Source organism: Micromonospora sp. NPDC050187, assembly GCF_044459745.1.
GTDB lineage: Bacteria > Actinomycetota > Actinomycetes > Mycobacteriales > Micromonosporaceae > Micromonospora.
The window spans coordinates 207,059-225,527 of the sequence record NZ_JBITJH010000009.1 but is presented as its reverse complement, the minus strand read 5'-3'; the positions used below and the strand labels follow the sequence as shown (position 1 = coordinate 225,527).

Below are 18,469 nucleotides of genomic sequence, written 5' to 3'. Positions count from 1 at the left end.
GACCGGGACATCATCGGTGAGTGGGGACGAACCACCGGGGCGGCTGTGCGGCCCCCGCCGACCGACCGGGTAGGGTCTGACGCCGTGCCCGGCAATCCACGCCCTCGTACCGTGATCGGAATCCGGCTCGGCGCGCTCGCCGCGCGACTCGGTGTCGAGCCGCCGGCGCAGGCCGCGGACGTGCCGGTGACCGGGGTGACCCACGCCAGCCAGGAGGTTCGCCCCGGCGACCTGTACGCCGCGCTGCCCGGCGCCCGCCGGCACGGCGCGGAGTTCGCCGCCGGTGCGGCGGCGGCCGGGGCGGTGGCCGCGCTGACCGACGAGGCCGGGCGGGCGGCGGTGGCCGCCGCCGGACTGCCGGCGCTGGTCGTCGCCGACCCGCGCGACGCGCTCGGCCCGCTCGCCTCCGCCGTCTACGGCGACCCGACCGAGGGGCTCACCGTCATCGGGGTGACCGGTACCGCCGGCAAGACCTCCACCGCCTACCTGGTCGAGTCCGGGCTGCGCGCCGCCGGACACACCACCGGCCTGATCGGCACCGTGGAGACCCGCCTCGGCGACCTGGTGGTGGACAGCGTGCGGACCACCCCGGAGGCCACCGACCTGCACGCCATGCTCGCCGCCGCCCGGGAACGCGGGGTGACCGCGGTGGTCATGGAGGTGTCCAGCCACGCGCTGGCCATGGGGCGGGTCGGCGGTGTCCGGTTCACCGTCGGCGGGTACACCAACTTCGGCTCCGACCACCTGGACTTCCACACCGACACCGCCGACTACTTCGCCGCGAAGGCCCGACTCTTCGACGGTCGCTGCGCGACCGAGGTGCTCAACCTCGACGACCCGGCGCTGCGTCCGCTGTTCACGCCGGCCACGGTCAGCTACTCGGCGGCCGGCGACCCGACCGCCACCTGGTGGGCCTCGGACGTCGACGAGGCCGGCTACGCCCAGCGGTTCACCGCGCACGGCCCGGACGGGCTGACCGTTCCCGCCGGGGTGGCGCTGCCCGGCCGGCACAACGTCGCCAACGCCCTGCTCGCCCTCGCCAGCCTGGTGTCGGTCGGGGTGGACCCGCGCACCGCCGCCGCCGGGGTGGCCGACTGCCCGGGCGTGCCGGGGCGGCTGGAACTGGTCCGGGCGCCCGGCCCGGTGAAGGGCGTGGTCGACTACGCGCACAAGCCGGACGCGATCGTCGCGGCCCTGGCCGCCCTGCGTGAGCTGACCGTCGACGGCGGCCGGCTGATCTGCGTCATCGGGGCCGGCGGGGACCGGGACCGGGGTAAACGCCCGGTGATGGGGGCAGCCGCCGCGCAGGGGGCCGACGTGGTCCTGGTGACCGACGACAACCCCCGCACCGAGGATCCGGCGGCGATCCGGGCCGAGGTCCGGGCCGGTGCCGAGACGGCGGCCGGCGCGCCCGCCGCCCGGCCGGTGACCGTTCGCGACGTGGCCGGCCGGCGTGCCGCCATCGACGAGGCGGTCCGGACGGCCGGTCCGGGGGACGTGGTGGCCGTGCTCGGCAAGGGCCACGAACGCGGTCAGGAGGTCGGCGGCGAGGTGTTGCCGTTCGACGACCGGACGGAACTGGCGGACGCGCTGCGCGCCCGCTTCGGCGACCGGGTGGAGCAGCCATGATCGCGCTGACGCTGGCCGAACTCGCCACCGCCGTCGACGGGCGGCTGGTCGGCGCCGACCCGACCGCCACGGTGCGCGGCCCGGTCGAGTTCGACTCCCGCAAGGTCCGCCCCGGCGGGCTCTTCGTCGCCTTCGACGGGGAGAAGGTCGACGGGCACGACTACGCGGCCCGGGCGGTCGCCGACGGCGCGGTCGCCGTCCTGGGCACCCGGGAGGTTCCCGGCGTGCCGATGGTGCTGGTCGCCGACGCGCTCGCCGCGATGGGCCGGCTCGCCCGTGCCGTGGTGGACCGGCTGCCGGAGCTGACCGTCGTCGGCATCACCGGCTCCTCCGGCAAGACCACCACCAAGGACCTGATCGCCCAGCTCACCGTCCGGCTCGGCCCGACGGTGGCCCCGCCCGGGTCGTTCAACAACGAGCTGGGTCACCCGTACACGGCGTTGCAGGCCGGGCCGGAGACCCGGTTCCTGGTGCTGGAGAAGGGCGCGCGGGGGGTGGGGCACGTCCGCTACCTCTGCGACGTGGTGCCGCCCCGGATCTCGGTGGTGCTCAACGTCGGGGTGGCGCACATCGGGGAGTTCGGCTCCCGGGAGACGATCGCCCTGGCCAAGGGGGAACTGGTCGAGGCGCTGCCGGTCGACGGGCTCGCCGTGCTCAACGCCGACGACCCGCTGGTCGCGGCGATGGCGGACCGCACCCGGGGCCGGGTGGTCCGCTACGGCGAGGCGGTCGACGCGGACGTGCGCGCCGCCGACGTGACGCTGGACGAGCGTGGGCGTCCCTCGTACACCCTGGTCACGCCGGAGGGAAGCGTCCCGGTGCGGCTCGGGCTGACCGGTCGCCACCAGGTCTCCAACTCGCTGGCCGCCGCGGCGGTGGCCCGGGAACTGGGCATGCCCCTGACCGAGCTGGCCGAGGCGCTCGGTGGGCTGGGGCTGGTCTCGACCCGGCGGATGGACGTCTTCGACCGCCCCGACGGGGTGACGGTGATCGACGACTCGTACAACGCCAACCCGGCGTCGATGGCGGTCGCGCTGCGCGCGCTGGCCGGCATGCGCCGGGACGGGCGGACGATCGCGGTGCTCGGCTACATGGCCGAACTGGGCCCGTTCGAGGTCGACGGGCACCGGGAGGTCGGCCGGCTCGCGGCCGAACTGGGTGTCGACCGGCTGCTCGTGGTGGACGCGGCGGCGGCACCGATCCAAGCAGGCGCGACAGCGGTAGGAAACTGGGGAGGAGAATCGGTGCTGCTCACCGATCAGGCAGCGGCCGTCGAGGTGCTGCGCAGTGAGCTACGGCCAGGGGACGTGGTCCTGGTCAAGGGCTCCCGGTACCGCACCTGGGAGGTAGCCGACGCGTTGCGCGTCGACACCGGGGGTGGGGACGCCTCATGAGGGCCGTCATCGTGGCCATCGGGGTGGCCTTCCTCGTGTCGCTCCTCACCACCCCGATCGCGATCAAGGTGTTCACCCGGCTCAAGGCCGGCCAGCCGATCCGATCCATCGGGCTCGCCAGCAACCAGGGCAAGAAGGGCACGCCCACGATGGGCGGCGTGGTGTTCATCGTCGCCACGGTCATCGCGTACGTCGCCGGGCACCTCGCCCTGACCACCCTGCCGGACCAGCAGATCGCCCAGGTCGAACCGACCATCACCGCGCTGGTGCTGCTGGGGCTGATGGTCTTCTCCGGCGCGGTCGGCTTCGTCGACGACTTCGTCAAGGTCCGCAAGCGCAACAGCGGCGGCATCAGCGCGCGGGCAAAGCTGATCGGCCAGATCCTGGTGGGCGCGGTCTTCGGGGTGGTGGCGCTCTACTTCCCCAGCAGCATGACCGACGCGAGCGGCGCGATCACCAACGTCGAGACCGTCGGCAGCACCACCCTGAGCTTCATCCGGGACATCCCGGCGCTGGAGGTCGGCAAGGTCGCCTCGGTGGTCATCTTCATCTTCGTGGTGATGGCGGCCACCAACGGCGTCAACCTCACCGACGGTCTGGACGGTCTCGCCACCGGCGCGTCGGTGATGGTCCTGGCCGCCTACGCGCTGATCGCGTTCTGGCAGTACCGGCACTGGTGCGCCGACCCGAACTACACCGAGGACTACTGCTACACCGTCCGGGACCCGCTGGAGATCGCGCTGATCGCCGGCGCGGCGGCCGGGGCGTGTGTCGGCTTCCTCTGGTGGAACACCTCGCCGGCCCGGATCTTCATGGGTGACACCGGCGCGCTCGGCCTGGGCGGGCTGATCGCCGGCATGGCGATGTCCACCCGTACCGTGCTGCTGCTGCCGATCATCGGTGGGCTGTTCGTGATCATCACCATGTCGGTGGTCATCCAGATCATCTCCTTCAAGACCACCGGTAAACGGGTGTTCCGGATGTCCCCGCTCCAGCACCACTTCGAGTTGGCCGGCTGGAGCGAGGTCAACATCGTGGTCCGTTTCTGGATTATCGCCGGGATCGGGGTGGCCATCGCGCTCGGCCTCTTCTACAGCGAGTTCCTCGCCAACGTCGGCTGACGCCCGTCGGGCCCGTCGGGTGGTAGCAGGGGACCCTTGTTACGCGAAAAGCAGTAGCAGGGGACCCCTGCAACCACCCGGGCGACAACCCGACACGCCGAGAGTCGGGGGTTCCGCGCGAAGCGGGCGACGCCAGCGGCGATGATGGGCGGGTGGGGGAGGACCGAGGAAACACCAGGACGGTCGACGGGCAGCTGCGGGGAGCCGCCGCGGGGCGTACCGCCGACCCGCCCGCGCCGCTGCGCGGCCTGGACGCCGCCGGTGGGCTGGCGGCGCTGCGCGGCCTGCTCGCCCGACCGCTGGCCTCCTACTACCTGCTGATCTCCAGCGCCGGCCTGCTGCTGGTCATCGGGTTGACCATGGTCTTCTCCGCGACCAGCGTGAAGGCGTACGCCGAGGAGGGGAACGCCTTCGCCGCGCTCACCAAGCAGGCGATCTTCGCGGTGATCGGCATCGTCGCCTTCTGGGCCTGCCAACGGCTGCCGGCCCGCACCTTCCGGGTGCTCGGCGGGCCGGTGCTCGGCTTGTCGGTGGCGCTGCTGGTGCTGCTCAACCTGTTGCTGGTCTACGGCAGGCTGTTCGACACCGCGTCGAAGATCGGTCCGTTCGAGGCGGAGCTGCTCTGGCTCTACCTGGGACCGATCGGGTTGCAGCCCTCCGAGTTGGCCAAGTTCGCCATGGTGCTCTGGGGCGCCGACGTGGTGGCCCGCAAGGGCGTCCGGCTGGGCTGGTGGAAGGAGTTGGCGACTCCGCTCTTCCCGGTGGTCGGGCTGCTCTTCGTCCTGGTCGGCTACAACGACCTGGGCACCATGCTCTGCCTGTTGGCCCTGGTGATCGGCCTGCTCTGGGCGGCCGGGGTCCGCAAGCGGGTCTTCGCCGTGCTCTCCGTGGTCGGCCTGATCGGGGTCGGCCTGCTGGTGGCGGTCGCCTCGCTCGGCGCCGGCTCCGGCGAGCGGGGCGAGGAGAACTACCGCCTCGCCCGGCTGACCATGTTCATCGACCCGCCGCCGCCCGACGAGTGCAAGATCGATGGCTGCTACCAGATCGCGCAGGCCCGCTACGCCATCGACCTGGGTGGCTGGTTCGGCACCGGGCTCGGCCAGAGCCGGACCAAGTGGGACTGGTTGCCCGCCGCCAACAACGACTTCATCTTCGCGGTCATCGCCGAGGAGCTCGGGGTGGTCGGCTGCGTCGTGGTGCTGGTGCTCTTCGCGGTGCTCGCGTACACCGGGCTGCGCATCGCCCGGCGGGTCGAGGACCCGTTCCGGCGGCTCGCCGCCGCCGCCGTCACCACCTGGCTGGTCAGCCAGGCGGTGATCAACATCGGTGGGGTGGTGGGGCTGCTGCCGATCACCGGCCTGCCGCTGCCGTTCATCTCCGACGGCGGCAGCGCCCTGGTGGTCACCCTCGCCGCGATCGGGATGCTCGCCTCCTTCGCCCGTGCCGAGCCGGACGCCGCGCGGGCCCTGCACGCCCGTCCGCCCGCCCGATGGGTCCGACTAGTGTGGGCCCCGTTGCCGCCGCTTCCCGGCCGGCGGCGCCGGCCGGCGACGCCTCCGGCCGACCGTGGGTCCGTACCCCGGGCGCGGACGCGGCGGAAGGACGACGACGAGACCGCGCCGCGCGGTGGCCGGGGCACCCGGACCCGCGCCGGGTCGGCCAGTGAGAGGAGACGCTGATGGGTCCGCTGCGTTCGGTGGTGCTCTGCGGAGGGGGCACCGGGGGACACATCTACCCGCTGCTCGCCTTCGCCGACTGCCTCCGCCGGCACGACCCGAACGTCCGGATCACCTGCCTGGGCACACCGAAGGGCCTGGAGAACGAGCTGATCCCGCCGCACGGCTACGATCTGCGCACGATCCCCGCCTACCAGCTGCCGCGCTCGGTCAACATGAACCTGGTCCGTACCCCCGGTCGGATGTGGACCGCGGCCCGCGCCGCCGGAGCGGTGATCGACGAGGTACGCGCCGACGTGGTCGTCGGCTTCGGCGGATACGTCTCGGTGCCCGGTTACCTCGCCGCCTGGCGGCGGGACCTGCCGATCGTCATCCACGAGGTCAACGTGCCGCCAGGGGTGGCGAACCGGCTCGGCATGAGGTTCACCCGGCACGTGGCGGTGGGCTTCCCGCACCAGCCGCAGCAGGCCGAGGCGCTGCGGGAGGCCCGGGTGGTCGGGGTGCCGCTGCGGCGCGGCATCGCCGGACTGGACCGGGTCGCGTACCGCAACGCCGCCCGGGCCCGGTTCGGGCTCCGTCCCGACCTGCCGGTGCTCTTCGTCGCGGGTGGCTCGCAGGGGGCCCGCTCGATCAACCTGGCGGTCTCCGGGGCGGCGAAGGAGCTGGCCCGCTACGGCGTGCAGGTGCTGCACGTGATCGGCGCCCGCAACGAGCCGGTGCCGGTCCCCTCCGACCTGCCGGTGCCGTACGTCACCTTGCCCTACCTGTCCGAGATGGAGCTGGGCTACGCCGCCGCCGACCTGATGCTCGGCCGGGGCGGCGCGATGACCTGCGCCGAGGTGGCCGCGATCGGCCTGCCCACCATCTACGTGCCGTACCCGCACAGCAACCAGGAACAGAAGCGCAACGCGCTGCCCGTGGTCGAGGCCGGCGGCGGGCTGCTGGTGGACGACGCCGAGCTCACCCCGGACTGGGTCGAGCGGACGGTCATCCCGCTGATCCGCGACCCGCACCGACTCGCCGCGATGGGCGCCGCCGCCGCCAACTACGGCCGGCGCGACGGCGACGAGGCGCTGCTCCGATTCGTCTACGAGGCGGTGGCCCGGTGAGCCGGGCGACCACCATGGGCCTGGTGGGCCGGGCGGCCCTCGTGGACATGGTGAGCCGGGCGAATACCACAGGTCCGGTGACCCGGGCCGCCGCGACGGGAAGGTACCTCCCATGAACACCGCGCAGTTCTCCCCGGCCGGCACACTGACCGCCGAGGACCTGGGCACCATCCATCTGATCGGCGTGGGCGGGGTCGGCATGAGCGGCCTCGCCCGGCTCTTCCTCACCCGGGGCATCCGCACCACCGGCAGCGAACTGCGGGAGTGGCCCTCGCTGGCCGGCCTGCGCGCGCTGGGCGGCACCATCCACATGACCCACGAGCCGACCAACCTCGACGGTGTGGACACCGTCGTCTACTCGTCGGCCATCCCGGCGGACCACCTGGAGATGGTGGAGGCCCGGCGGCGCGGCCTGCGGGTGCTGCACCGTTCCGAGGCGCTCGCGGCGGCGATGACCGGCCGGCGGGCGGTGGCCATCGCCGGCACCCACGGCAAGACCACCACCACCTCGATGGCGACCATGGTGCTCCAGCAGGCCGGGGAGGATCCGTCCTTCGTCATCGGCGGGGAGATCTCCGAGGTGGGCTCCGGTGCGCACCACGGCACCGGGCAGTACTTCGTGGTGGAGGCCGACGAGAGCGACCGGTCGTTCCTGATCTACCGGCCGTTCGTCTCGGTGATCACCAACATCGAGCCTGACCACCTCAACACCTACGGTGACTTCGCCACGCTGAAGGAGGCCTTCGCCGAGTTCGCCCGGCTCACCGACCCGGCGGGTTTCATCGTCACCTGCGCCGACGACCCGGCCACCCGGGACCTGGCCGCGACGCTGCGGGCCGAGGGCCGCCGGGTGTACACGTACGGCGAGTCGCCCGACGCCGACCTGCGGCTGACCGGCATGTCGTCGTCGGCCCGGGGGGTCCGCTACCTGGCCGAGGTGGACGGACGCGGGCTCGGCGAGATCCGCCTGCCGGTGCCCGGCCGCCACATGGGACTCAACAGCGCCGCCGCGGTGCTCACCGCGTACCTGCTGGACCTGCCGCTGACCGCCAGCACGGACGCGCTCGCGGCCTTCCCCGGCGTACGGCGGCGGTTCGAACGCAAGGGCGTCGCCGACGGCGTCCTGGTCTACGACGAGTACGCCTACCACCCGACCTCGATCACCCTGGCGCTGCGGACGCTGCGCGAGGTGGCCGGGGAGGGCCGGCTGATCGTGGTGTTCCAGCCCTACCGGCTCTACCGCACCCGTGACCTCCAGGCGGAGATCGCCGAGGGGCTGGCCGTCGCCGACGAGGTGGTCCTGCTGGAGGTCTTCGGCCCCGGTGAGCTGCGCCAGCCGGGGGAGGGGTCGGCCGCCCTGGTCGAGGCGATCGACCTGCCGGCCGAGCGGAAGGTCTTCGTCGACTCGTGGGACGAGGCGCCGGTGGAGGTGGCCCGGCGGGCCCGACCCGGCGACGTGGTGGTCACCATGGGCGCGCCGCCGATCTCGCTGATGGGCGACCAGCTCCTCGACGCGCTGCTGGCCCGGACCGGCGATCCCGGCGCGGCCGGCCCGACGGTCTCCGAGGCCCCGGTCGGCACCACCACCGCCCCGGTGACCGACGCCGTCGGGGACGCCCCGGCCGCCGGTCCGGACGGCACGTCGCCCACGGCCGGATGAGTCCCGGCCCGGCGCGGGGACGGACGGCCGGCACGGAGCCCGGCGGACGGCGCGGACCGGTCCGCCGGTGGCAGCTGGTCCGGGCCGGCACCGACGCGGTGCCACCGTCGACCCGCCGGTTCATGCAACGGGCCCGGCAGCGCCGGCTGCGCGCCGCACTGCCGTGGGCGGTGGCGGGCGGGGTGCTGGTGCTGGCCATGCTGGTCGCCTGGGTGCTGCTCGGCACCGGCCTGTTCGGGGTGCGCGAGGTGCGGGTGGTCGGGGCCGAACTGGTCACCCCGGTGCAGGTCCGGCAGGCGGCGGCGGTGCCGGACGGCGTCCCGCTGGCCCGGGTCGACCTGGCGGCCATGTCGGACCGGATCGGCGAGCTGCCACCGGTGGAACGGGCCACGGTGACCCGGGACTGGCCGGGTGCGCTGGTGGTGCGGGTGGTGGAGCGGACGCCGGTGGCGGTGATCCCCCAGGGCGAGCGGTTCGTGGTGGTGGACCGGTTCGGGGTGGCGTTCCGGACGGAACCGAGGCGCCCGGAGGGCCTGCCGCTGGCCCGGGTGGCCCGCCCCGGCCCGGACGACCCGGAGACCCGGGCGGCGCTGGACGTGCTCGCCGTGCTCACTCCGCAGCTGCGCGAAGCGCTGGTGGACGTCACGGTGGAGGGGCTGGCCCGGATCACGGTCCGGCTCTCCGAAGGGCGGACGGTCGTCTGGGGCGACGCGACCCGGGGCGAGGACAAGGCCCGGGTGGCGACCACTCTGCTCGGTCGGGATGCCGACACCATCGACGTCAGCGCCCCCGACGTGGTGACCTTTCGGTGAACTGGGAGGCCGGAGAGGGTGAGCCTGCCCGCTCTCCACGGCGACACGCCGGTCAGGTCCTTGGCTCATCGCGCGGGGACGCTTACGTTGCCCGGAAGAGGATCAATAGTTGACATAACTGTAAGCCTCTAGTAGAGGGTGAAGGTTAGCCCTTCGTCTTCACGGGTGATAGTTGACGTCGACGGCGATCCGGGGCGAGCCGTCGGTCGGCGTGGCCAATCTCGAAGGGAAAGGACCGGAGATGACACCTCCGCACAACTACCTGGCGGTCATCAAGGTCGTCGGCATCGGGGGCGGCGGGGTCAACGCCGTCAACCGGATGATCGAGGTTGGGCTCAAGGGCGTCGAGTTCATCGCGATCAACACCGATGCGCAGGCGCTGCTGATGAGTGACGCCGACGTCAAGCTCGACGTCGGCCGGGAGCTGACCCGGGGGCTCGGCGCGGGCGCCAACCCCGACGTGGGCAAGAACGCCGCCGAGGACCACCGCGACGAGATCGAGGAGGTGCTCAAGGGCGCCGACATGGTCTTCGTGACCTGCGGCGAGGGCGGCGGCACCGGCACCGGCGGCGCGCCCGTGGTGGCCAACATCGCCCGCAAGCTGGGTGCGCTGACCATCGGTGTGGTAACCCGGCCGTTCTCCTTCGAGGGCAAGCGGCGGCAGGTGCAGGCCGAGGCCGGTATAGAGGAACTGCGCAACCAGTGCGACACGCTGATCGTCATCCCGAACGACCGGCTGCTGGCCCTCGGTGACCGGGGTATCAGCATGATGGACGCCTTCCGCCAGGCGGACCAGGTGCTCCTCTCCGGTGTCCAGGGCATCACCGACCTGATCACCACGCCCGGTCTGATCAACCTGGACTTCGCCGACGTCAAGAGCGTGATGAGCGGCGCGGGTAGCGCGCTGATGGGCATCGGCAGCGCCCGGGGCGAGAACCGCGCGGTCGAGGCGGCCGAGGCGGCCATCTCCAGCCCGCTGCTGGAGCAGAGCATGGACGGGGCGCGCGGCGTGCTGCTCTCCATCGCCGGCGGCTCCGACCTGGGCCTGTTCGAGATCAACGACGCGGCCCAGCTGGTCACCGACGCGGCCCACCCGGACGCGAACATCATCTTCGGCGCGGTCATCGACGACGCGCTCGGCGACGAGGTGCGGGTGACCGTGATCGCCGCCGGCTTCGACGGTGGTACGCCGGCCTACAAAGCGGTCGAGTCGGGACGCAAGTCCAACCAGAACCAGCCGACCACCCCGCCCGCGCCGACCCCGCAGCAGGCCACGATGCCCCCGTCCAGCCAGTCGCCGCGTCGGGTGCTCTTCGACGACGTCGACGTGCCCGACTTCCTCAAGAACGGGTCCTGAGACGCGCCCATGACCGAACGAACCACCCCGGTACGCCCCGACCGCCGCGCCGAACTCGCCGCCGGGTTGGCCCGCGTCCGGGCGAGGATCGCCGAGGCCTGTGCCGCCGCCGGGCGGAACCGCGCCGAGGTGACGATGATCGCGGTGACCAAGACCTACCCGGCCGGTGACGTGCTCGCGCTGGCCGGGCTCGGTGTCGTGGACGTGGGGGAGAACCGCGACCAGGAGGCGTCCGCCAAGGCCGCCGAGGTGGCGGCGGCCGGGGCGCACCCCCGGTGGCACTTCATCGGGCAGCTCCAGCGCAACAAGTGCCGGTCGGTGGTCCGTTACGCCGACGTGGTCCACTCGGTGGACAGCGTCCGGCTGGCCGACGCGCTCGGTGCCGCGGCCGGGTCGGAACGGGACCGGCCGTTGGACACGTTGGTGCAGGTCAGCATCGACGGGGACCCGGCCCGGGGTGGGGTGCTGCCGGACTCCGCCGACCCGGACCGGGGCCTGCTCCGGGTGGCCGGGGCGGTGGCCGGGGCCGCGCCGCTGCGACTGGCCGGGCTGATGGCGGTGGCGCCGCTGGGGTGGGAGCCGGAGCGGGCGTTCGCCCGGCTCGCCGAGGTGGCCGAGGGATTCCGGGCCGTCCATCCGGGAGCCACCGCGCTCTCCGCCGGCATGAGTGGCGACCTGGAGGTCGCGATCGGATACGGCGCGACACATGTCCGCGTCGGCAGCGCATTGCTCGGAATGCGTCCCACGCTGCGGTAGCCTTCGCGGGAAGGCAAATTACATCGGTGTTGTTTGGGCCGGCGTCCCAGGCCGGGGGTCAGGCGGACGACCGCGAATCGTCCGCTGCGGTTGCCGGCCCGGTCCGGTGGGCAAAGGGGAGTCCCACACGCGACACGCGACACGGGCACGGGGGCGTGCCGCACGGCGGACGGAAGGGCGCGGCGATGGGTGCACTGCGCAAGGCGGGGGTCTGGCTCGGTCTCGTCGAGGAGGACGACGAGCGGGGCTACGACGACGGTGGCTACGAGAAGGGTGGCTACCGCGAGTCGCGGTACCGGCAGAGCCGGTACGCCGAGGAGTTCGCCGACGACGATGACGACGACACCGACGACCCGCCGGCCCCCCGGCCGCGCGCGGGCGAGCGGAGCCGGCTGACCGAGCGGGCGACCGCCCGTACGGAGAGTGACCGAGCCGACGCCGACCGGCTGGAGCGTGCCGATCGGTCGGAGCGTGCGGAGCGGGCCAGTGTCCGCTCGATCACCCGGTCCGGCGGTGGGGGCGAGACCTCCGGCGTGGCGTACCACACCCGGGACAATCTCGCCCTGGCGCCCCAGACGCAGCCCCGGGAACGGACCGTGGTCGCCGAGGAGGAGCAGCGTTACCAGATCACGACGCTGCACCCGACGACCTACCGCGAGGCCCGGACCATCGGCGAGCACTTCCGGGACGGCGTTCCGGTGATCATCAACCTCACCGAGATGGACGAGGCGGATGCCCGCCGTCTGGTGGACTTCGCCGCCGGTCTGGCGTTCGGGCTGCGGGGTACGATCGAGCGCGTGACCAACCGGGTGTTCCTGCTCTCGCCGGCCAATGTCCAGGTCACCGCGGAGGACAAGGCCAAGATCGCTGAGGGTGGCTTTTTCAGCCTGGGTTAACACCCCCCGACCGAGGGACGTCGCCTACCGTGTTGTCGATCCTGCTCCAGGTGCTGTATCTGATCCTGTACGTCTTCCTGCTCCTCCTCCTGGCCCGCTTCGTGCTCAGCGCCGTCCTTCAGTACGGTCGCCGCTGGCAGCCCGGTCGGGGAGCGTCGGCGGGACTGGAATCCGTGTGGAGCGTCACTGATCCGCCTCTCAAGGCGTTGAGGCGGGTGATCCCTCCGCTGCGGATTGGTACCGTGAGCATCGACCTGGCTTCCCTTGTGCTCCTGGTTATCCTGTTCGTGCTGATGGAGTTCGTGTTAAGGCGGCTGATCCTCGGGTGAACACCCGGTGACCCAGCCCGCTACGCGGCCGCAACTGACCCGAGGAGTTTCGATGCCGCTGACCCCGGCCGACGTCCACAACGTCGCCTTCAAAAAGCCGCCGATCGGCAAGCGGGGGTATGACGAGGAGGAGGTTGACGCTTTCCTGGACGAGGTCGAGCGCGAGCTGGCCCGTCTGATCGAGGAGAACAACGAGCTCCGCGCCCAGGTGGAGCGCGGTGGTCGTGGTGCCGCCCCGGCCGGCCCCGGTGCCGACCCCCGGCTCGCCGCCGAGCTGAACGACGTGAAGGCCCAGCTCGACCGGATCCAGCGGGACAAGGCCGCCGCCGAGCAGGCCGCCCGCGCGATGCAGGCCGAGCTGGAGCAGGTCCGCTCCCAGGGTGCCCCGGCCGCTGGCGGGGACGGCGAGCAGCAGGCGCTGCGGGTGCTGATGATGGCCCAGCGCACCGCCGACGACCACCTCTCCGACGCCCGCCGCGAGGCCGACCAGCTCCTCTCCGAGGCCCGGACGAAGGCTGAGGAGGTCACCCGCGAGGCTCGCAACAAGGCCGACGCGTTGGAGCGGGACGCCCGCCAGCGGCACCAGGAGGCGATGGGCGGACTGGACGCCAAGCGCACCTCCCTGCAGAAGCACATCGAGGAGCTCAAGCAGTTCGAGCGCGAGTACCGCACCCGGCTCAAGGCCTACCTGGAGAGCCAGCTGCGTGACCTCGGGGCCCGGGGCCAGGACCTGGAGGCGGACATCACCCGCACCGAGGGTGGCCGCAGCGTCGGCAACGGTGGCCTGGCCGCCGCCGGCCTCGGCGGGTCGTACAGCGGGGGCCGCTCCAACGCCCTCGAAGCCGGCCACTGAGCCCGGCGCCCAGCTGACCCGGATCGGACGACGCGACGGGGGTGAGCCGTGATAGTCGGTAGTCTCCTGCTCATCTTCGTCGCCGTCGTGCTCCTGGTGGCTGGCCTCGTCAGCGGATCCAGCGTCCTGCTGGTCGCCTCCATCGGGGCCAGCCTCCTGGCTGCTGTGGCTCTCGTGGTGGGTGCCCGCCAGGTGGCCACCGCACGCGCCGCGGCGGATCCGGCAGGCTCGACCGACCGTCGGCGTGAGCCGGCGGCGGCCGGAGCGACAGCGACCGACTCCCGGCGGACCGCCGGGCAGACCGTACCGGCCCAGTTCGCCCCCGCGACGGACGGCACCGGTGGCAGCGGGTGGCGGCAACCGCCCGGGTCACCGGTGGCCGGACGGGAGCAGCCGCCGGACCCGTCCGGTTCGTCGGTCCCCGAGACGCGGGACGACGACCCGGAATCGGCGGACGACGAGCCCGCCGTGCAACAGGTCTCCCCGACCGACGCGGCCCGGGTGGCCCGGCTCGACACCGAGGTCCTGGTGGTCGACGGCCGGCCCCGCTACCACGTCGCCGACTGCCCGCACCTGCTCGGCCGGGAACCCGAGCCACTGCCCGCCTCCGAGGCGGTCGAGTTGGGTTTCACCCCCTGTGCGGACTGCACGCCGGACACCGTCCTGCTCGCCGACCCTCGTCCGTCCTGACCGGTCGCCGTGGCCGGGGAGGAGACGCTGACCGTCGCGGTGCGGGTCAAGCCCGGGGCGTCCCGCGCGCGGGTGGGTGGGCGGTTCGACGGTCCACACGGTCCGGCCCTGGTCATCGCGGTGAACGCCCCCGCAGTGGACGGCCGGGCGACCGAGGCGGCCCGGAAGGCGCTGGCCCAGGCGCTCGGCGTACGACCGGCGGTGGTGTCACTGCGCGCCGGCGCGGCGAGCCGCGACAAGCTCTTCCTGGTGGCGCGCGCCGAACCGGCCGTGTCCGCGCTGCTGTCCCGGCTGCGCGACGGACCGGACGGGTGACGGCCCTCCAGGGCGGACGTTCGTGACGCACGACCTGGACGTCGCGCTGTTGGTCGGCGCGGCGGTCCTGCTGGTCGCCATCGGGGCAGTCCGGTTCTCCTCCCGACTGGGTGTGCCGAGCCTCCTGGTCTACCTGGCGCTCGGCATGGTGATCGGCCGGTCCGGCCTGGGCATCCGGTTCGACGACGCCGAGCTGACCCGGATGCTCGGCTTCTGCGCGCTCATCGTGATCATCGCGGAGGGTGGACTCACCGCCCGGTGGAGCACCCTGCGTCCGGTGCTCGGGCTGGCCACCGCGCTCTCCACGGTGGGAGTGCTGGTGAGCATCCTGGTGGTGGGGATCGCCGTCCACCTGCTGCTCGGCCTGGACTGGCGGCTCGCGCTCCTCTACGGCGCGGTGCTCTCCTCGACCGACGCGGCGGCGGTCTTCGCCACCCTGCGCCGGCTGCGCCTGCCGCCGCGCCTGGTGGCCACTCTGGAGGCCGAGTCGGGGATGAACGACGCCCCGGCGGTGCTGCTGGTGGTGCTGCTGTCCCGGGGCTTCCCGCTGCCCCACCCGTGGTGGTACGAGTTGCTCCTGGTCGGCTACGAGCTGACCGTCGGGGCGGCGGTGGGCTTCGCGGCGGGACACCTCGGCCGCCTGGCGCTGCGCCGGGCCGCGCTGCCCTCGGCGGGGCTCTACCCGATCGCGGTGGTGGGGTTCACCGTGCTGGCGTACGCGGTCGGGGCGTCGGTGCACGCCTCGGGGTTCCTCGCCGTCTACGTGGCCGGGGTGCTGCTCGGCAACGCCCGGCTGCCGCACCGGCAGGCGATCCTCGGTTTCGCCGACGGACTGGCCTGGCTGGCCCAGATCGGCCTCTTCGTGCTGCTCGGGCTCCTGGTGACCCCGGCCCGGTTGGACGAGGCGATCCTGCCGGCCGTGGTGGCGGGTCTGGCGCTGCTCTTCCTGGCCCGGCCGCTCAGCGTGGCCGCCGCGGCGCTGCCGTTCCGGTTCGGAGTACGGGAGCAGGCCTTCCTCTCCTGGGCCGGGCTACGGGGCGCGGTGCCGATCGTGCTCGCCACCATTCCGCTCTCCGCGCGGGTGCCCGGTGCGGACCGGCTCTTCGACTCGGTCTTCGTGCTCGTGGTGATCTTCACGCTGGTGCAGGCCGGGACACTGGCCCCGGTCGCGCGCCGGCTGCGGGTGACCGCGCCGGCCGAGCCGGCGGAGATCCGGGTCGAGACGGCCCCGTTGGAGCGGATGCGGGCGGACCTGCTCCAGTTGGAGGTGCCGGCCGGCTCCCGGCTGGCCGGGGTGCACGTCGACGAGTTGCGGCTGCCGCTCGGAGCGTCGGTGACCCTGGTGCTGCGGGACGGCACCGGTTTCGTGCCCGGCCCCGACACCCGGCTGAAGGTCGGGGACAGCCTGTTGATCGTGGCGACGGCCGAGGTGCGGGACGAGACGGAGCGGCGGCTGCGGGCGGTCAGCCGGCGGGGCCGGTTGGCCCGGTGGTTCGGCGAAACCGGCGACGATGGCGGCGATTGACCTGCTATCGTCCTTTTGCTCCGATTGAGGATTGTTCGGGGATGAAATACGGGATATCGGTGCGGCACGTTGTCGGACGCCTGTACGTTCCGTATTCTTGCGAATCTCTGGAGTGCGCGACCGCTGTCGCGCGCCCCTTTTGTTCATGGGGGACGCCATCGTCGGCGACCCCCGTCCAGGCACCGGGAACCGCCGCGGGTGCCGCAGCCGAGGGAGTGACGATGGCGAAGCCAGACACCAGGACCGCCGGCCGGAAGTCGACGGCGAAGTCCTCCCGCAGCGCCGCCGAGACCGAGAAGATCCGGGCGGCTCTGGCGGCACGGCGTGACGAGTTGCGCGCCGAGTACGATCAGACCCTGAGCGAGATCACCGAACTCCAGCGCGACCGGTTGACCGACTCGGCCGGCGACGATCCGGCCGACACCGGCTCCCGGACCTTCGAGCGGGAGCAGGAGATTTCTCTCGCCAACAGCATCCTGGAGCGGATCACGCAGGTCGAGCGGGCACTGGAGCGGCTCGACGAGGGCGGTTACGGCTGGTGCGAGCGGTGCGGCAACCCGATCCCGGTGGAGCGGCTCGCCGCCTTCCCGTCGGCCACCCTCTGCGTGACCTGCAAGCAGCTGGAGGAGCGGCGCTGAGGCGTGCTCCCCGGCGACCGGGTCGAGGTCGGTGAGCGATCACCGCAGAGCGTCGATGGGGAGCACATGACGGCAGCAGGGCCGGACGGGCCCGGAACCGCCGAGCCGGGCGGTGGCGGGCCCGGACGCCGCGCGATCGTGGTCCTCGCCGGCACCGCCGGGCTCGCCTTCCTGGCCGACCTGTCCACCAAGCACCTCGCGCTGGCCACACTGGACGACCGTGACCCGGTCCGCCTGCTCGGTGGGACGGTCTACCTCACCATCACCCGCAACAGCGGTGCCGCGTTCGGCCTCGGTGCCGACCACACGTGGGTCTTCTCGCTGATCACCATCGCGGTGGTCGGCTGGATCGGCTGGATGGCGCTGCGGCTGCGGTCGGTGCCCTGGGGGCTCTCGCTCGGCTTGGTGCTCGGTGGCGCGTTCGGTAACCTCGCCGACCGGATCTTCCGGGCACCGGGGCACTTCGTGGGCCACGTGGTCGACATGGTGAGCCTCTTCGACCCGTACGGCCGGGTGTGGCCGGTGTTCAACCTCGCCGACAGCGCGCTGGTCTGCGGGGTGGCGCTGGCCGTCGTGCTCGAACTCACCGGCCGGCAGCGCGACGGCACCCGGCTCCGCGCGGGCGACCCCGCGCCGGCCGCCGGAAGCCCGAAGGAGACGACCGACGGTTCCGCGCGGCGGGAGACGACCCCGACCGAGGACCGCCGGGAGAGCACCGACGTCGAGTTGGGGGAGCGGGCATGACGACTGCGTACGGTGGCGGTGACCAGCGGTCCCTGCCGGTTCCCGACGGCCTCGACGGCATGCGGCTGGACCAGGCCGTGGCCCGGCTGTTCGGGCTTTCCCGTACCGCCGCCGCGGCCCTGGTCGACGCGGGCGACGCGCTGGTCGACGGGGTGGTCCGGGCCAACTCGCACAAGGTCAAGGCGGGCTCCTGGCTGGAGGTGACCCTGCCCGCGCCGGCCGCCGCGCCGACCGTGGTGCCGCAGGCGGTGCCGGGGCTGCGCGTGGTCTACGCCGACGACGACATCGTGGTGGTGGACAAGCCGGTGGGGGTGGCCGCCCATCCCAGCCCAGGCTGGACCGGTCCGACCGTGATCGGCGGGCTCGCCGGGATCGGTCACCGGATCTCCACCAGCGGCGCGGCCGAGCGGCAGGGGGTGGTGCACCGGCTGGACGTGGGCACCACCGGGATCATGGTGGTGGCCAAGAGCGAGCAGGCGTACACCGCGCTGAAGCGGGCCTTCAAGTACCGCGAGGTCGACAAGCAGTACCACGCGGTGGTGCAGGGGCACCTCGACCCGCTGAGCGGCACCGTCGACGCCCCGATCGACCGGCACCCGCACCACGACTACCGCTGGGCGGTGGTCTCCGGCGGTAAGCCGAGCGTCACCCACTACGACACCATCGAAGCGTTCCCGGCGGCCAGCCTGGTCGACGTCCGGCTGGAGACCGGCCGGACCCACCAGATCCGGGTGCACTTCTCGACGCTGCGCCATCCCTGCGTGGGCGACCTAACCTACGGCGCCGACCCCACGTTGTCGGCCCGCCTCGGCCTGTCCCGGCAGTGGCTGCACGCCCGCGCGTTGAGCTTCCTGCACCCCCGAACGGGGGACGAGGTCCGCTTCGTCAGCGACTACCCTGACGACCTGGATCGCGCGCTGGGACGCCTGCGCGACTGACGTGCCGGCCACGGGCGGTCCACCGGT

At 72.9% G+C, this 18,469-nt stretch carries 18 protein-coding genes; all 18 read left to right on the top strand.

Translation table 11 applies throughout. From position 1 onward, the window contains the following. The first annotated feature begins 111 nt into the window (after positions 1 to 111). The 18 genes from ACIBJE_RS17005 (at position 112) to ACIBJE_RS16920 (ending at position 18,442) form a co-directional block, all read left to right on the top strand. Positions 112 to 1,629, top strand: a complete 1,518-nt coding sequence (locus ACIBJE_RS17005; RefSeq protein WP_396749126.1) for a UDP-N-acetylmuramoyl-L-alanyl-D-glutamate--2,6-diaminopimelate ligase — start codon at positions 112 to 114, stop codon at positions 1,627 to 1,629. Further along, a complete protein-coding gene (murF, locus tag ACIBJE_RS17000) occupies positions 1,626 to 3,023 on the top strand; it encodes a UDP-N-acetylmuramoyl-tripeptide--D-alanyl-D-alanine ligase (protein ID WP_396749124.1) in 1,398 nt (465 codons plus the stop codon). The genes ACIBJE_RS17005 and murF overlap by 4 nt, the downstream gene beginning before the upstream one ends. Further along, positions 3,020 to 4,144 (top strand): phospho-N-acetylmuramoyl-pentapeptide-transferase, encoded by a 1,125-nt coding sequence (gene mraY, locus ACIBJE_RS16995; protein WP_396749121.1) that lies wholly within the window; start codon positions 3,020 to 3,022, stop codon positions 4,142 to 4,144. The genes murF and mraY overlap by 4 nt, the downstream gene beginning before the upstream one ends. Positions 4,145 to 4,410: 266 nt before the next feature. After that, positions 4,411 to 5,823: an FtsW/RodA/SpoVE family cell cycle protein gene (locus tag ACIBJE_RS16990; RefSeq protein WP_396749266.1), complete on the top strand. Its 1,413-nt coding sequence runs from the start codon at positions 4,411 to 4,413 to the stop codon at positions 5,821 to 5,823. Beyond that, a complete protein-coding gene (murG, locus tag ACIBJE_RS16985) occupies positions 5,823 to 6,929 on the top strand; it encodes an undecaprenyldiphospho-muramoylpentapeptide beta-N-acetylglucosaminyltransferase (RefSeq protein ID WP_396749119.1) in 1,107 nt (368 codons plus the stop codon). Before ACIBJE_RS16990 ends, murG begins: the two co-directional genes overlap by 1 nt. Before the next feature lie 112 nt (positions 6,930 to 7,041). Continuing rightward, positions 7,042 to 8,589 (top strand): UDP-N-acetylmuramate--L-alanine ligase, encoded by a 1,548-nt coding sequence (murC, locus tag ACIBJE_RS16980; RefSeq protein WP_396749117.1) that lies wholly within the window; start codon positions 7,042 to 7,044, stop codon positions 8,587 to 8,589. Then, complete coding sequence (locus tag ACIBJE_RS16975) at positions 8,586 to 9,401, top strand: cell division protein FtsQ/DivIB (protein ID WP_396749114.1); 816 nt, start codon at positions 8,586 to 8,588, stop codon at positions 9,399 to 9,401. The genes murC and ACIBJE_RS16975 overlap by 4 nt, the downstream gene beginning before the upstream one ends. Before the next feature lie 241 nt (positions 9,402 to 9,642). Further along, a complete protein-coding gene (gene ftsZ / locus ACIBJE_RS16970; RefSeq protein ID WP_396749111.1) occupies positions 9,643 to 10,758 on the top strand; it encodes a cell division protein FtsZ in 1,116 nt (371 codons plus the stop codon). 9 nt (positions 10,759 to 10,767) lie between these two features. Beyond that, positions 10,768 to 11,514 carry a YggS family pyridoxal phosphate-dependent enzyme gene (locus ACIBJE_RS16965; RefSeq protein WP_396749108.1) on the top strand — a complete coding sequence of 249 codons (747 nt, stop codon included), beginning with the start codon at positions 10,768 to 10,770 and terminating at the stop codon, positions 11,512 to 11,514. Between the two features lie 185 nt (positions 11,515 to 11,699). Next, complete coding sequence (locus tag ACIBJE_RS16960) at positions 11,700 to 12,410, top strand: cell division protein SepF (RefSeq protein ID WP_396749105.1); 711 nt, start codon at positions 11,700 to 11,702, stop codon at positions 12,408 to 12,410. Between the two features lie 29 nt (positions 12,411 to 12,439). Continuing rightward, the gene (locus tag ACIBJE_RS16955) at positions 12,440 to 12,739 is read left to right on the top strand and encodes a YggT family protein (RefSeq protein ID WP_145836246.1); all 300 of its coding nucleotides are present in this window, start codon (positions 12,440 to 12,442) and stop codon (positions 12,737 to 12,739) included. 52 nt (positions 12,740 to 12,791) lie between these two features. Further along, positions 12,792 to 13,592, top strand: a complete 801-nt coding sequence (locus tag ACIBJE_RS16950; RefSeq protein WP_396749103.1) for a DivIVA domain-containing protein — start codon at positions 12,792 to 12,794, stop codon at positions 13,590 to 13,592. A 48-nt stretch (positions 13,593 to 13,640) separates the two neighbouring features. Next, on the top strand, positions 13,641 to 14,282 hold the full coding sequence (locus tag ACIBJE_RS16945; RefSeq protein ID WP_396749101.1) for a hypothetical protein: 642 nt from the start codon (positions 13,641 to 13,643) through the stop codon (positions 14,280 to 14,282). Between the two features lie 9 nt (positions 14,283 to 14,291). Continuing rightward, on the top strand, positions 14,292 to 14,597 hold the full coding sequence (locus ACIBJE_RS16940) for a DUF167 domain-containing protein (RefSeq protein WP_396749099.1): 306 nt from the start codon (positions 14,292 to 14,294) through the stop codon (positions 14,595 to 14,597). Positions 14,598 to 14,619: 22 nt separating this feature from the next. After that, a complete protein-coding gene (locus tag ACIBJE_RS16935) occupies positions 14,620 to 16,122 on the top strand; it encodes a potassium/proton antiporter (protein ID WP_396749097.1) in 1,503 nt (500 codons plus the stop codon). 221 nt (positions 16,123 to 16,343) lie between these two features. Next, positions 16,344 to 16,760: a TraR/DksA family transcriptional regulator gene (locus ACIBJE_RS16930; RefSeq protein WP_396749095.1), complete on the top strand. Its 417-nt coding sequence runs from the start codon at positions 16,344 to 16,346 to the stop codon at positions 16,758 to 16,760. Positions 16,761 to 16,826: 66 nt separating this feature from the next. Beyond that, a complete protein-coding gene (gene lspA, locus ACIBJE_RS16925) occupies positions 16,827 to 17,504 on the top strand; it encodes a signal peptidase II (protein WP_396749093.1) in 678 nt (225 codons plus the stop codon). After that, a complete protein-coding gene (locus tag ACIBJE_RS16920; protein WP_396749090.1) occupies positions 17,501 to 18,442 on the top strand; it encodes an RluA family pseudouridine synthase in 942 nt (313 codons plus the stop codon). The genes lspA and ACIBJE_RS16920 overlap by 4 nt, the downstream gene beginning before the upstream one ends. The last annotated feature ends 27 nt before the right edge of the window (positions 18,443 to 18,469 follow it).